Origin of the sequence: Glycomyces sp. YM15 (genome assembly GCF_016918015.1) — a bacterium.
In the GTDB taxonomy this organism is placed as follows: domain Bacteria; phylum Actinomycetota; class Actinomycetes; order Mycobacteriales; family Micromonosporaceae; genus Glycomyces.
Genome location: NZ_JAERMK010000025.1, coordinates 40,609 through 54,617, shown reverse-complemented (window position 1 = coordinate 54,617; position 14,009 = coordinate 40,609). Strand labels below are relative to the sequence as shown.

Here is a 14,009-nt window from a genome sequence, read left to right as displayed (position 1 = left end):
ACGTCGCCCCAGTCAGGCCCAGGGCAGGCCGAGTTCGCTGAAGAGCTTTCCTTGGCGTGCGGCGTCTTCGACCGCCTGGTCGGCTCCCTTGAGGATGGTCACCCCGTCGTTCGGGAGCTCAGTGCCGCTGACGCGCTCGAGGTGCTCGGCGTCGACGAGGCGCGGGATCGGGTCGTTCAGGACGCGTTCCAGGACACCGGTGAAGGTCTTCGCCCGGCGCAGACCCGAGATGAGGCCGACGCCCTTGTTGCGGTGCGCCAGCAGGTTGTCGAGCAGGTCCGTGCGGCCGTACTGCTTCGGCTCCGACTCACCGGGCAGGAGGAGCCGGTCGGTCGGGTACTCGAACCAGGCCTCGCCCTTGGTGCCGCGCACGTACACGTCGCCTTCGAGCTTCCGGTCGCCGCAGAGCGTCACGGCCACCGTGATCTGCACGCCGTTCTTGTTGGTCGCGCGCCAGACGGCGGTGTCGTCCACTTCGATGTTCTCGCGGGTGCGCAGGCGCTCGAGCTCGATCTCGCCGTCCAGCGGCCAGTCCCCCGCCAGCGCGATGGCCTCCTGGGAGGCGTGCGCGAACGGATTGGCGAGGGCGCCGTCGGCGATGAGGGTGCCGTTCGCCTCTCGCTTTCCGGCCCAAGGGGAGCGGCGGTAGTAGGAGTCGGGGCGGCGCCAGGAGCCCGCGACCGAGACGGCTTCGACGTCGCCGAGCTCTCCGGCTTCGATGGCGTCGCGGAGGGCGTTGAACGCGTGGGAGCCGAGGGCTTGGAAGCCGACCTGGACGTTGCGGCCGGTCTCGGTCATGACCGCGTAGAGCGCGGCGTATTCGGCGAGGTTCGCGACCGGGGGCTTCTCGAGGTAGACGTCGGCGCCGTGGCGCATCGCGGCGCTGGCGATGGGCAGGTGCGTGGGGGGCGGGGTGGCGATGATGACGACGTCGGGGTCGGTGGCGTCGAGCATGGCCTGGTAGTCGTCGAAGACGGGGAGGTCGCCGACGGGGATGGCGTCGTCCTCGTAGATCTCGGCGGTGTCGCACAGGGCCACGAAGTCGAGTTCGCCGCTGCGGCGGCGGGGTTCGAGGTTGTGGCGGTGGTGCAGGCCGTATCCGTTGGCGCCCACGAGGGCGATGCGGGGCGTGCGGGTCTCGGTCACAAGTGCTCCAGTGTGGTGGCGACGCCGTGCCGGTCGAGTTCGCGCAGCCATTTGGCGGCGGCCCGGCGCAGCTGGTGGTTGTCGGCGACGGTTTCGGGGACGATCTGGTGGAGCCCGAGGATAGCGTCGACGCGTGCGGCGGGGTTGGCCCCGGCGGCGGTGAGGCTCTGGCGGATGGCGTCTTTGAGCGGGTCGTCGAGCGGCAGTTCGGTGCCGTTGTCGCTCTTGCCTGCGCAGAAGCGGGTCCAGGCGGCGAGCGGGAGCGCGATGAGGTCGAGGTCGACGCGTGCTTCGGCGAGGTCGGCGATGGTGGCGAAGAGCCGCTGCGGGAGCTTCTGGGAGCCGTCCATGGCGATCTGGAGGCATCGGTGGCGGATGCCGGGGTTCCTGAAGCGGTCGAGGACGCCTTCGCCGTATTCGACGGTGTCCTGCCCGTCGGGCGGGGTGAGGCTGGGCGCGATCTGCTCGGCGATGAGCCAGCGGGCGAACGCCTCGGCGCCGGGGAGGGCGAGGGTGTCGCTGATGGTCTCGATGTCGGCGAGCGCGCCGAGGTAGGCGAGGGTGGAGTGGACGCCGTTGAGGGTGCGGAGTTTCAAGCGCTCCCATCCGGCGACGTCGTGGGTGTAGGTGGCGTCCCAGGCGGGGCGGGGTCCGGCGAAGTCGTCTTCGATGACCCACTGGGTGAAGGGTTCGGCTTCGACGGCGGCGAGGTCGGTGACGCCGAGTTCGCCGAGGGCCCTTTCGTAGGTGGTCTTGGTGGAGGCGGGGACGATGCGGTCGACCATGCTGGAGGGGAAGGTGACGTGCTCGTCGGCCCAGGCGAGCGTGGCCGGGTCGAGGAGGGGTTCGACGGCGGCGCGGGTGGTCTTGCCGTTGTCGGGCAGGTTGTCGCAGCAGAGGACGGTGAGGGGTGGTCCGCCTTGGGCGGCGCGCTTCGCGAGGCCTTCGGCGAGGAGGCCGGGGACGCCGTTGGGGTCGCGGTAGGCCTTCTCGGTGACGGTGAGGGTGACGACGTGGGTGGTCTCGGCGGCGACGAGGTCCACGGCCCGCCGGTGTTCGGAGGCGATGTGGACGGTGTCGACGATCGAGCCTATGACGCGCGTCGAGGCGCCCTCGGGGCCGAGGGTCGCGACGGAGAAGAGGCCGTCCTGCTCGGCGAGGGCGTCGATGACGTCGCGGGAGCGGGGTGCGGCGACGGTGATGCCCCAGTCGGTGTCGTCGGTGTAGACGGCCTGGTGGGCGCGGTGGAAGGCACCGGCACCGAGGTGGAGGACGCCGGAGGTCTGGGGGCGGTCCCCGGGGACTTGCACGTCCCCGGGGAGCCGCTTCAGGACGGAGTTGTTCAGCACCTCTCTCACGGGCGCCGCCATGCCGGGCCGTTCGGGAACGAGAATTCCGCGATGGATTCGTCCTTGAGCGTGACCGAGTACCCGGGCTGGGTGGGCAGGCGGTAGCGCCCGTCGACGACCGTGACCGGGTCGGTGTAGTGCTCGTGCAGGTGGTCGACGTACTCGATCATGCGGCCCTCCAAGGTCTTCCCCACTCGAAGGTATTCGAACATGCCGAGGTGCTGCACGTATTCGCAGAGGCCCACGCCGCCGGAGTGCGGGCAGACGTCGACGCCGTGCTTGGCGGCCATGAGGAGGGTGGCGAGGACTTCGGGGATGCCGGCGACGCGGCAGGCGTCGATCTGGCAGACCTGGATGGCCTCGGCCTGGAGGAGCTGTTTGAAGATGACGCGGTTGGCGGCGACTTCGCCGGTGGCGACGCGGATCGGGTTGACGGCCTTGGCGATCCTGGCGTGGCCGAGGATGTCGTCGGGGTGGGTGGGCTCTTCGATCCAGTAGGGGTCGAAGGCCGCGAGGTGCTTCATGTTCTCGATGGCTTCGGGGACGGACCAGATCTGGTTGGCGTCCATCATGAGCAGGCGGTCGGGGCCGAGGACGTCGCGGATGATGCCGGCGCGGCGCACGTCGTCGGCGACGTCGGGCGAGCCGACTTTCATCTTGGCGGCGCTCCAGCCTTCGGCGACGGCCCGCTCGGTGAGGGCGCGGACCTTGTCGTCGTCGTAGCCGAGCCAGCCGACGGAGGTGGTGTACGCGGGGAAGCCGTCGTTCTGGAGGACCTTGAGGCGGTCCTCGTAGCCGATGCGGCCTTCGTCGAGGATCGCTTCGGCTTCGGCGGGGGTGAGCTCGTCCTCGATGTGCCGGTAGTCGATCTGGGCGGCGAGTTCGGCGGAGTCCATTTCGGCGAGGAGCCGCCACATGGGCTTGCCTTCGAGCTTGGCGCGCAGGTCCCAGACGGCGTTGACGATGGCGCCGACGGCCATGTGGGTGGCGCCCTTCTCGGGGCCGAGCCAGCGGATCTGCGGTTCCTGGATGATCGAGCGAGAGAACTCGACGGGGTTGGCGAAGATCTCCTCGACGGTCTTGCCGGTGACGAGGTGCGCGAAGGCCTTCACGGCTTGGGCGACGATCTCGGTGCCGCGTCCGCCGGTGAAGGTGAAGCCGGTGCCGGTGGGGCCGCCGTCGGTGAACAGCTCGACGTAGCAGGCCGAGTAGTCGGCGCGGTTGATCGAGTCCGAGCCGTCGCCGGCGGTCGCGGTCGGGAACCGCACGTCGTGGACTTCGAGGCGTTCGATCCGCGTCCTCGGCGATGCTTGCGAGCCGTAGGTCTGCACCCTCGGCGATGCTTGCGAGCCGTAGGTTTGCTCCGTCACTGGGCATCCAATCCATAGATCTTGCGGGGCTGGTGATAGGCGAGGTCGATGGCGACCTCGGCGGCTTCGTGCTCGGTCATCCGGTGCTCGGCGACGAGGCGGGCCAGGTAGGCGGCGTCGATGCGGCGGGCCACGTCGTGCCGGGCGGGGATGGAGCAGAACGCGCGGGTGTCGTCGACGAACCCGGCGGTGTTGTAGAACCCGGCGGTCTCGTGCACGGCCTCCCTGAAGCGGCGCATGCCCTCCGGGGAGTCGAGGAACCACCAGGGCGCGCCGAGGAACACCGAGGCGTAGCCGCCCGCGAGCGGGGCGAGTTCGCGGCTGAACACGGTCTCGTCGAGCGTGTAGAGGACGATCCGGAAGCGCGGGTTGTTGCCGAACGCGTCGAGGAGGGGCTTGAGCGCCCGCGTGTACTCGGTGGCGTTCGGGATGTCGCCGCCGACGTCGCGGCCCCAGCCGTCGTAGAGCCACTGGTTGTGGTTGCGGTTCGAGCCCGGGTGGAGCTGCATGACCAGGCCGTCTTCGACGCTCATGCGAGCGAACTCGGTGAGCATGAGCGCCGGGAAGCGCAGGATCGAGTCCTCGTCGGCTTCGCCGTTGAGGGCCTTGGCGTAGATCTCGGCGGCGGCCTTCGGGTCGTCTTCGGTCGCCGCCGTGAGGTTGCCGTGGTCGGTGCAGGTGGCGCCGGCGTTGATGAAGTCCTGGCGGCGGGTGCGCAGGGCCGCGAGGAACCCGTCGAACGTGGACGTGTCCTCGCCGGTGAGCTCGGCCAGGCGCTCGACGCGCTCCTTCCAGCCGGGCCAGCCGGGTTCGATCATGTTGTCCGGCCGGAACGTGGTGACGACCTTGCCGCCCTTGCCGCCCCACCGGCGGCCGTCCGCGGCGGGCATGCCGGCCAGCGCGGCGTGCGGCTCGAGGGAGTCCACGGGGGATTCGGTGGTGGCGAGCACTTCGATGTTGAACCGGTCGAACAGGGCCCGGGGCCGGTAGGCGGGTTCGGTGAGGCGCGCGGAGAGGTGGTCGTAGAACTCGTCGGCGGTGTCGGCGCCGAGTTCCTTGTAGATCCCGAAGACCTCGGCGAAGGTGTGGTCGAGCCACATCTTGGAGGGGGTGCCGCGGAACAGGCGGTAGTGCTCGGCGAAGCGGCGCCAGATCGTGCGTCCGTCGATTTCGGAGGGGGTGCCGTCGACGGAGGGGACGCCCATCTCGGCGGGGGTCACGCCCTGGCTGTAGAGCATCCGGGTCAGGTAGTGGTCGGGGACGACGAAGAGGCGGGCCGGGTCGGGGAACGGCTGGTTCTCCGAGATCAGGCGCGGGTCGACGTGTCCGTGGGGGCTGACCAGCGGCAGGTCGACGGTGCGCTGGTGGAGTTCCCGGGCGATGGCGCGCGTGCGCTCGTCGGCCGGGAACAACCGGTCGGGGTTAAGACTCATCGGTGTTTACTCCGGTTTGGGGAGAGGCGAGCGAAGCGAGCCGGTTGGGTGGGGCGACGGGTGCGGGCCTCATCTGGGGTGTCCTATTTCAAGAGGTCGGCGACTTCGACCGGGAGTCCGGTCTCGATGGAGGCGTTCGCGGCGAGGCCCGCGGCGAGGGCGTTCACGCCGTCCTGCGCGTTGGCGGAGCGGTCGTGGGGGTCGGTGTCGCCGTCGAAGAGGACGCCGAGCATGACCTTGTCGCCGCCGCCGTGCCCGGCCCGCTGGTATTCGCCGAGGTCGATTCTCTGAGGCTTGGTCCAGAAGGGGTGGAGGGTGAGCTCGTACCAGCCCTCTTCGGGGGCGGCGTGGGTGCCGTGGAGGCTGGCGCCGTTGGGGCCCTTGAGGGCCGGGTTCACGTGGTCGTTCTCGACGACGAGGAGTTCGAGGCGGCCCTGGGTGCCGTTGAAGTGCACCCGGTAGCCCTCCCAGGGCGAGTAGGCGGTGAGCCGGTAGGAGAGCGTGACGCCGGAGTCGTAGTCGACGAGGGCCATCATGTCGTCGTAGATGGTGACGCCGGGCGCGAACACGGACTGGTCGCGGATGTAGCCGTCCTCGTCCTCGGCGTCGAGGTACATCTCCTTGAGGCCGGGGCTGTCCTCCATGTGGAGCGCGAACGGGTCGTCGGAGGCGAGGAGGGAGCCGTGGACGCGGGCGTAGCCGCGGTCGTGGCCGTTGCGCTTGCCGTTCTCGCCGTAGAAGGCGAGCTTGCCCTTGGCGAAGGCGCGCACGGGCGCGGCGTCGAGCCACCAGTTGACGAGGTCGAAGTGGTGGCCGGACTTGTGGACGAGGAGGCCGCCGGAGTTCTCGGCCACGCGGTGCCAGCGGCGGAAGTAGTCGGCGCCGTGGCGGGTGTCGAGGAGCCAGTCGAACCCGACGGAGGTGATCTCGCCGATGGCGCCGTCGCGCAGGAGTTCGGCGACCTTCTCGTGCAGGGGGTTGTAGCGGTAGTTGAAGGTGACGGTGACGGTGCCCTTCGACCGTGCTTCGGCCTCGATGATCACGGCGGCGTGCTCGCCGGTGGTCGTCAGCGGCTTCTCGCAGATGACGTCCTTGTCGGCGGCGAGCGCGGCGAGGAGGTACTCGTGGTGCGTGGCGTCGACCGAGGTGACGATGACGGTGTCGGGGTCGGTCTCGGCGAGGAGCTTGTCGAAGTCGGCTGCGGCGTAGGCGGCGGGGGCGGGGTGGCCCGCTGCCTCGATCGCCTCCATGTGGCGGGCGATGCGCTTGGCGTTGGTGTCCGCGAGGGCGACGAGGCGGGCTTTGCCGCTCCGCTCGGTGATGGCCTTGCGGTACATCGTGGCGCGTGAGCCGGTTCCCACGAGGGCATAGCGATGCGGCGTGCCAGGCATGTGACTCCTTCGTCGGCGAGTTTTGGTAAACGCTATCGGAGAAACTTGCCGCAATCAAGAGCCGGATCTGGCTGGGCTTATTTCGGCGTGGCTTTCGTAAAGGGGGGCTTGACGACTCGAATTGGCAACCGGCGGCCACGCACGTCCAGTTCAAGCTCGGCCCCGGGCTTGTACCCCGCGTCGAGCAGGGCCAGCGCCACACCCTTCTTCAGAGTCGGCGCATGCGTACCCGATGTGGTCTCCCCCACGATCTCGTCGCCGTCCATGACCGACATGTGGGCGCGCGGCACCCCCTTGCCCGTGGCCTCCAGGCCCCAGAGCTTCCGCTTCGGCCCTTCGGCGCGCTCCGCTTCCAGCGCCTCCTTGCCCCAGAACTCGGGCTTGTCCCAGCCGATCGCCCAGTTCAGGCGCGCCTGCACCGGCGTGATGTCGAGGCTCAGGTCCTGGCCGTGCAGCGGGTAGCCCATCTCCAGGCGCAGCGTGTCGCGCGCGCCGAGCCCGCACGGGACCGCGCCCGCGACGAGGATGCCGTCCCACAGGTCCACGGCCGCCTCGTTCGGCACGACCAGCTCGAAACCGGTCTCGCCCGTGTAGCCGGAGCGGCAGACGATCACGTCGGCCGTGTCCACCAGATGCTCGCGGAAGGTCATGTACTCGTGGTCGTGCGGCAGGCCCAGGTACTCGAGGATGCGGGGCGACTCGGGGCCCTGCACCGCGATCACCGCGAAGCCGCGGTGCACGTCGCGCACCTCGATCCCCTCAGGGGCGGCCTCGCTCAACCGGCGCGCCACCTCAGCCGTGTTGGCGGCGTTGGGGATCAGGAAGATCTCGTCGTCCGAGAAGCGGTACGCGATGAGGTCGTCGACCACGCCCCCGGACGCATCGAGGCACAGCGTGTACTGCGCGCCGCCCGCCCCGATCCGGTCGAGGTCGTTCGCGAGGCACCGGTTCACGAACGCCGCCGCGCCCGGCCCCGTCACCCAGATCTTGCCCAGGTGCGAGACGTCGAACGCGCCCACCCGGGTGCGCACCGCCTGGTGCTCGGCGAGCACGCCGCTCGAGTACTGGAGCGGCATGTCCCAACCGGCGAACTCGGCGAACTTGGCGCCGTGGGCCAGGTGGCGTTCGTGCAGGGGCGAGGTGAGCAGTGTCTCCGACATGGGACAGAGACTATCGCGGCCGTCCCAGTGGCTAGGATCGGAGCATTTGGTCCCAAGAACAGCTAAGGATGGATCGTGACAGCTCTGATCTCCGCCTCGGGCACCGTGCTGCAAGCCGCCGAAGGCGATCCCGCAGCCGCTGAGGCCGACGTGCTCGTCGTCGGCGTCTTCTCCGGCGAGGACGCCCCCGTGATCCCCGAGAGCCTCGCGGGCGTCGACGCCGCCTTCGGCGGACGCCTCGCCGAGCAGCTCGCGGTCCTCGGCAACACCGGATCAGCCTCGTCGCTCACCCGCCTCCCCGCCCCTGACGGGCTCGCCGCGACGCTCGTCTACGCGGTCGGGCTCGGCGACGCCGACGACCTCGACGACGAGACCCTCCGCCGCGCCGCCGGCACCGCCGTGCGCGCCGCGTTCGGCAAGACGACCGCGGCCATCGCGTTCGAAGGCGACCCCGAGGCCACCGCCACCGGCGCGGCCCTGGGCGCCTACAAGTTCGAGGGCTACAAGACCGAGGGGAACGGCGACGCCGCCCCCGAGGAGGTGCGGGTCTACGGTGCGAGCGAGGACACCGTCGCCGCGGTCGCCTCGATCGCCTCGAGCGTCGCCCTCGTCAAGGACTGGGCCGACGCCCCCGCGAACCTGCTGCGCCCGCCCACCTTCGCCGTCGAGATCGAGCAGGCCGCCACCGCGGCGGGCGTCGACGTCGAGATCCTGGACGCCGAAGCGCTCTCCGCGGGCGGCTACGGCGGCATCCTCGCCGTCGGCGGCGGCTCCTCCGCCGAACCGCGCCTGGTCCGCCTCACCTACCGGCCCGAAGGGGCGACCAAGCACGTCGCGTTCGTCGGCAAGGGCATCACCTTCGACTCCGGCGGCATCAACATCAAGCCCGGTGCGGGCATGTGGGACATGAAGGGCGACATGGCCGGAGCCGCGGCCGTGGTCGGCGCGACGATCGCCGCCGCGAAGCTCGGCCTCGGCGTCAACGTCACGTGCACGGTGGCGCTGGCCGAGAACATGCTCTCCGGATCCTCGTTCCGCCCCTCCGATGTGATCACCATCCGCGGCGGCAAGACCGTGGAGGTGCTGAACACCGACGCCGAAGGGCGGCTCGTGCTCGCCGACGCGATCTCGCGCGCCCTCGAGGACGAGCCCGACGCGCTCTACGATGTGGCGACGCTCACCGGCGGGCAGCTCATCGCCCTGGGGCGGCGCACCATGGGCCTCATGGGCACCGACACCGAGACCGAGCGGCTGCGGCGCATCGGCGAGGTCACCGGCGAGCACGGCTGGCCGATGCCGTTCCCCGAGGACATCGTGAAGCTCATGGAGTCGTCGATCGCCGACGTCTCGCAGTGCGCGACCGGCCTCAAGCGCGACGGCCACATGGTCCAGGGCGGGATCTTCCTGTCGAAGTTCGTGCCCGAGGAATTGCCGTGGGCGCACCTCGACATCGCGGGCCCGGCCGATTCGGACTCGTCTTACGGGTACATCGCGAAGGGCGCGACGGGTTTCCCGGTGCGCCCGCTGGTGGGGCTGCTCGAAGTGTGCGCCGCTAACCCACTTGTTGTGCGTGTGGGCCCGGCTGACGCCGGGCCCTCTTCTCGTCCGCGTGCCCTCACCACCAAGTGGCGGGACAGTGCGGTGAATATTGCGGAATCGTTGTGTTGCCGAGGGTCGAGATCGCTACTGCTGGCGCTGCTGCTCGAGCTTCCGACGAGCGTCGAAATCCCGCTTACGCTGCGGATATCCAGTCTTGGCGACCTCGTACACCGGGGTGTTGTACTTGCGGCCCAGGGCGAACGCGCCCGCCGGGCCGTCGACGCGGCGCCGCGTCCACTCACCGTCATGCGCGATGAGCATGACCGTCGTCTCAGTGACGGTGGTCTTCGGCTCGAGGTAGGCCTCGACACCGGTGCGCGTCTTGATGAAATCGATCAGATGCCGCTGGTCAGCGTTGTCAGAGGCACGGTCCAGCGTCCCCTTGCCCTGTTTCCTCTTCCGTCCGAACAAGCCCACGGCCGCTCCTCCCGCACCACTTGAGGCGTGAATTCCAAGCGTACACATGCGCTAGGACGCCTGTGTCCAGCCGCACACGAAGGGGACTTTCGGAATGCTCCCAGCAAGCGGTTGAATGGTGTTGCACACTCCAACCACAGGGTCTGGCCGATCAAGAGTCGTCGCCGGTGGAAGGATGGGCTCCGAACCTAAGCATCGTTAAGTGGGGAGAGCAATGAGCGACCCGAACGCAGGATACGACGTCGTCATCCTGGGCGGCGGCAGCGGCGGCTACGCCAGCGCGTTCCGCGCGGCTGAGCTGGGGCTGTCGGTGGCCCTGATCGAGAAGGACAAGGTCGGCGGCACCTGTCTGCACCGCGGCTGCATCCCCACCAAGGCGCTGCTCCACGCCGGCGAGGTCGCCGACACCGCTCGCGAGTCCGAGCAGTTCGGCATCCTGGCCGAGTTCAAGGGCGTCGACATGCCGGCCGTCAAGAAGTACAAGGACGACGTCGTCTCCAAGCTGTACAAGGGCCTCCAGGGCCTGGTCAAGGCCCACAAGGTCGAGTTCATCCAGGGCACCGGCAAGCTCGTCGGCCCGAACACGATCGAGGTCGACAACGGCCGGAAGGTCACCGGCCGCAACATCGTCCTCGCCACCGGCTCGTACTCCAAGACCCTTCCGGGGCTTGAGATCGACGGCGAGAAGGTCATCTCCTCCGAGCACGCGCTCGAGCTCACCGAGCTGCCGAACAAGGCCATCGTCATCGGCGGCGGCGTCATCGGCGTCGAGTTCGCCTCCGCCTGGAAGTCGCTGGGCGTCGAGGTCGAGATCATCGAGGGCCTCCCCCGCCTCATCGCGGCCGAGGACGCCGACTCGTCGAAGCAGCTGGAGCGCGCGTTCCGCAAGCGCGGCATCAAGTTCCACACCGGCAAGTTCTTCGAGAAGGTCGAGAGGACCGCCTCGGGCGTGCAGGTCACCATCGCGGGCGGCACCGTCGTCGAGGGCGACCTGGTGCTCGTGGCCGTCGGCCGCGGCCCCGTCACGGACGGCATCGGCTACCAGGAGCAGGGCGTCAACATGGACCGGGGCTTCGTCCTGGTCGACGACAACCTGCTGACGAACCTGCCGAACGTCTACGCCGTCGGCGACATCGTCCCCGGCATCCAGCTCGCGCACCGCGGCTTCCTGCAGGGCATCTTCGTGGCCGAGCACATCGCCGGTCTGCACCCGACCCCGATCGACGAGACCGGGATCCCGCGCGTCACCTTCACCGAGCCCGAGGTGGCCTCCATGGGCCTCAACGAGGACAAGGCGAAGGAGAAGTACGGGGCGGACAAGATCAAGTCGGTCAACTACAACCTCGCGGGCAACGGCAAGTCGAACATCCTCAAGACCCAGGGCTTCATCAAGCTCGTGGCGGTCGAGGACGGCCCGATCGTCGGCGTCCACATGGTCGGCGCGCGCATCTCCGAGCAGATCGGCGAAGCCGAGCTGATCTACAACTGGGAGGCCTACGCGAACGACGTCGCCCAGCTGATCCACATGCACCCCACCCAGAACGAGGCGATCGGCGAAGCGGCGATGCTGCTGGCCGGCAAGCCGCTGCACGCCCACGACTAATCCACAACCGCAGGAGTTGAACGAACGATGCCGACATCGGTAACGATGCCCGCTCTCGGTGAGTCGGTCACCGAGGGAACCGTCACCCAGTGGCTCAAGAAGGAAGGCGAGACCGTCGAGGTCGACGAGCCGCTCCTCGAAGTCTCGACCGACAAGGTCGACACCGAGGTTCCCTCGCCGGTCGCGGGTGTGCTGCTGAAGATCGTGGTCCCCGAGGACACGGACGTCGAGGTCGGCGGCGAGCTGGCGATCATCGGCGACCCGTCCGAGGTGACCGGGGACGCACCGGCGGCTCCGGCCCCGGCCCAGGAGCCGCTGCCCGAGCCTGAGCCCGAGGCGAAGACCGAGGCCGCTCCGGCCCCGGCTCCCGCCGCTGAGGCGCCTGCCGCTCCCGCCGCGGGTGCGGCCGAAGGCACGGAGGTCCTGCTCCCCGAGCTGGGCGAGTCGGTCACCGAGGGCACCGTCACGTCGTGGCTCAAGGCCGTGGGCGACACCGTCGAGGTGGACGAGCCGCTGCTGGAGATCTCGACCGACAAGGTCGACACGGAGATCCCGTCCCCGGCCGCGGGCACGCTGCTGGAGATCCGGGTCGCCGAGGACGAGACCGCCGAAGTCGGTGCCGTGCTCGCGATCGTCGGTTCCGGTTCGGCCGCTGCCGCCGCTCCGGCCCCGGCCGCCGAGCCGACCCCGGCTGTGAAGTCCGAACCCGAACCCGAGCCGGAGCCCGCTCCTGCTCAGGCCGAGAGCACGCCGACCAAGCCGGCCCCGGCCGCGCCGGAGACCGCTCCTGCGCCGGCAGCTCCCGCCGCGTCGAAGCCCTCGGGTTCCTACGTGACGCCGCTGGTGCGCAAGCTCGCCTCCGAGAACGGCGTGGACCTCTCCGAGGTCACCGGTTCCGGAGTGGGCGGACGCATCCGCAAGGAGGACGTCCAGGCCGTCATCGACGCCAAGAAGGCTCCCGAGCCCGCTCCGGCGGCTGCCGCCCCGGCCAAGGCCGCTCCGGCCCCGGCCGAGGTCAGCCCGCTGCGCGGCCGCACCGAGAAGATGAGCCGTCTGCGTCAGGCCGCCGCCAAGGCGCTGCTGAACTCGATGCAGTCCACGGCCCAGCTGACGACGGTGCGCGAAGTGGACGTCACGAAGGTGGCGAAGCTCCGCGCGGCCAAGAAGGACGAGTTCCTCGCCCGCCACGGCGTGAAGCTCTCCTTCCTGCCGTTCTTCTCGATCGCCGCGATCGAGGCGCTGCAGCAGTACCCGATCGTCAACGCCTCCATGAACATGGAGGAGAAGACGATCACCTACCCCGAGGCCGAGCACGTGGGCTTCGCGGTGGACACGCCGAAGGGCCTCATCGTCCCGGTCGTCAAGAACGCCGGCGACCTGAACATCCCGGGCCTGGCCAAGCGGATCGCCGATATCGCCAAGAAGGCCCGTGACGGCGGCCTGGCGCCCGACGACCTGTTCGGCGCCACGTTCACCATCACCAACACCGGTTCGGTCGGCGCGCTGTTCGACACGCCGATCGTCCCGCTCGGGCAGTCCGCGATCCTCGGCACCGCCGCGATCGTCAAGCGCCCCCGCGTGATCAACGACCCTGAACTGGGCGAGGTCATCGCGGTGCGATCGGTCATGCACCTGACGCTGAGCTACGACCACCGTCTCATCGACGGCGCCGACGCGGCCCGCTACCTCGAAGCGGTCACCAAGCGCATCGAAGAGGGCAACTTCGAACACCAGCTGGGCCTGTAAGGACAGTCGGAGACACCGGAAGGGGGGGGGGGGGGGGGGGGGGGGGCGGCCCCCCCCGGGGGGGGCCCCCCCCCCCAGCCCCTGCAAGCGGCCCTTCACCTACTGTGTCACACCCGGGCGGGGGCGCTGGGTTATCCCCCGCCCCCCCCCCTTCCGTCTGCGAACGCCGCACTCCTGCATCTGCAGGCGGACAGCACAAGTCGCACCTTCTACCCGTAACCGGCAAAGCGTGTCCTCGTTGTTCCTACAACCCACCTTTTGTGACCCCACGCGGAAGTTAGGAACTCGAATGTCGATCGAGTACAACGAACTCCTCGCCATGCTGATGGAGACACGCCCCGAATTCGCGACCGAACTGTACAACTGGACCGACGGCCCCGACCTTCCCGACTACGACGCCATCACGGTCTCCCGCAGAACGCTCACCCTGCCCGAGCAGTCGAACCGCCTCCGCGTCTGCGTCGCGGCGGACTACTCCAAAAACGGCGAGCGGGTCGTCGCCCTCCTGTTCGACGCCGTACTCGAACCCGATCCCGCCCAAGCCGAGTCGTGGCTGCGGTTCATGACGGACGCGCAGCGGACCTTGAGCTGCACGGTGGTGTTCGTGGTGCTGTGCCGTGACGCGCATACGGCGAGGTGGGCGCTCACGTACAGCGCCGTCGGCGACATCGGTTGCTATGTGCTGCCGGTGGTGATTCCCTCTTTGCTCGCGAACGCCTAGAATGGAACTCGGCCCTCGCCGCCGTCCCCACCACGGCAGCGAGGGCCGCTCGCACGCCAAAACCCGTTGCGGCA

Annotated in this window: 10 protein-coding genes and 1 pseudogene; 4 read left to right on the top strand and 7 right to left on the bottom strand. The window is 69.4% G+C overall.

From position 1 onward, the window contains the following. Positions 1–12 precede the first annotated feature (12 nt). The 6 genes from JHY01_RS22505 to gcvT all read right to left on the bottom strand — a co-directional run bounded on the left by JHY01_RS22505 (position 13) and on the right by gcvT (position 7,849). Positions 13–1,146: a Gfo/Idh/MocA family protein gene (locus tag JHY01_RS22505; RefSeq protein ID WP_205327949.1), complete on the bottom strand. Its 1,134-nt coding sequence runs from the start codon at positions 1,144–1,146 to the stop codon at positions 13–15. Beyond that, positions 1,143–2,504, bottom strand: coding sequence for a mannitol dehydrogenase family protein (locus JHY01_RS22500; protein WP_205327948.1), 1,362 nt, complete (start codon positions 2,502–2,504; stop codon positions 1,143–1,145). Before JHY01_RS22500 ends, JHY01_RS22505 begins: the two co-directional genes overlap by 4 nt. Continuing rightward, positions 2,501–3,826 (bottom strand): enolase C-terminal domain-like protein, encoded by a 1,326-nt coding sequence (locus tag JHY01_RS22495; RefSeq protein ID WP_205327966.1) that lies wholly within the window; start codon positions 3,824–3,826, stop codon positions 2,501–2,503. Before JHY01_RS22495 ends, JHY01_RS22500 begins: the two co-directional genes overlap by 4 nt. A 35-nt stretch (positions 3,827–3,861) precedes the next feature. After that, positions 3,862–5,298 carry a glucuronate isomerase gene (uxaC, locus tag JHY01_RS22490; RefSeq protein WP_205327947.1) on the bottom strand — a complete coding sequence of 479 codons (1,437 nt, stop codon included), beginning with the start codon at positions 5,296–5,298 and terminating at the stop codon, positions 3,862–3,864. A gap of 83 nt (positions 5,299–5,381) precedes the next feature. Continuing rightward, positions 5,382–6,689 carry a Gfo/Idh/MocA family protein gene (locus tag JHY01_RS22485; RefSeq protein WP_205327946.1) on the bottom strand — a complete coding sequence of 436 codons (1,308 nt, stop codon included), beginning with the start codon at positions 6,687–6,689 and terminating at the stop codon, positions 5,382–5,384. Positions 6,690–6,766: 77 nt separating this feature from the next. Beyond that, positions 6,767–7,849, bottom strand: a complete 1,083-nt coding sequence (gene gcvT, locus JHY01_RS22480; protein ID WP_205327945.1) for a glycine cleavage system aminomethyltransferase GcvT — start codon at positions 7,847–7,849, stop codon at positions 6,767–6,769. Positions 7,850–7,924: 75 nt separating this feature from the next. Between gcvT and JHY01_RS22475 the strand changes: the two are divergent. Further along, positions 7,925–9,367 (top strand): annotated as a pseudogene (locus JHY01_RS22475) (leucyl aminopeptidase); the annotation flags it as partial. Positions 9,368–9,532: 165 nt separating this feature from the next. On the opposite strand, the gene JHY01_RS28220 reads toward JHY01_RS22475, so the two are convergent. After that, positions 9,533–9,913: an oxidoreductase gene (locus JHY01_RS28220; RefSeq protein WP_374199576.1), complete on the bottom strand. Its 381-nt coding sequence runs from the start codon at positions 9,911–9,913 to the stop codon at positions 9,533–9,535. 166 nt (positions 9,914–10,079) lie between these two features. Here JHY01_RS28220 and lpdA point away from each other — a divergent pair, with 166 nt between their 5' ends. From lpdA to JHY01_RS22460, 3 genes are all read left to right on the top strand, one after another. Then, entirely contained in the window at positions 10,080–11,468 is a 1,389-nt protein-coding gene (gene lpdA, locus JHY01_RS22470; protein ID WP_205327944.1) for a dihydrolipoyl dehydrogenase, read from the top strand. 27 nt (positions 11,469–11,495) lie between these two features. Beyond that, a complete protein-coding gene (sucB, locus tag JHY01_RS22465) occupies positions 11,496–13,214 on the top strand; it encodes a 2-oxoglutarate dehydrogenase, E2 component, dihydrolipoamide succinyltransferase (protein ID WP_205327943.1) in 1,719 nt (572 codons plus the stop codon). Between the two features lie 289 nt (positions 13,215–13,503). Beyond that, positions 13,504–13,935 carry a hypothetical protein gene (locus JHY01_RS22460; protein ID WP_205327942.1) on the top strand — a complete coding sequence of 144 codons (432 nt, stop codon included), beginning with the start codon at positions 13,504–13,506 and terminating at the stop codon, positions 13,933–13,935. Positions 13,936–14,009: the final 74 nt, after the last annotated feature.

Bases quoted from the DNA above. Each gene is read 5' to 3' on its own strand.
- uxaC (WP_205327947.1), bottom strand. From the start codon at position 5,298: ATGAGTCTTAACCCCGACCGGTTGTTCCCGGCCGACGAGCGCACGCGC.
- JHY01_RS22485 (WP_205327946.1), bottom strand. From the start codon at position 6,689: ATGCCTGGCACGCCGCATCGCTATGCCCTCGTGGGAACCGGCTCACGC.
- gcvT (WP_205327945.1), bottom strand. From the start codon at position 7,849: ATGTCGGAGACACTGCTCACCTCGCCCCTGCACGAACGCCACCTGGCC.
- JHY01_RS28220 (WP_374199576.1), bottom strand. From the start codon at position 9,913: ATGTGTACGCTTGGAATTCACGCCTCAAGTGGTGCGGGAGGAGCGGCC.
- lpdA (WP_205327944.1), top strand. From the start codon at position 10,080: ATGAGCGACCCGAACGCAGGATACGACGTCGTCATCCTGGGCGGCGGC.
- sucB (WP_205327943.1), top strand. From the start codon at position 11,496: ATGCCGACATCGGTAACGATGCCCGCTCTCGGTGAGTCGGTCACCGAG.
- JHY01_RS22460 (WP_205327942.1), top strand. From the start codon at position 13,504: ATGTCGATCGAGTACAACGAACTCCTCGCCATGCTGATGGAGACACGC.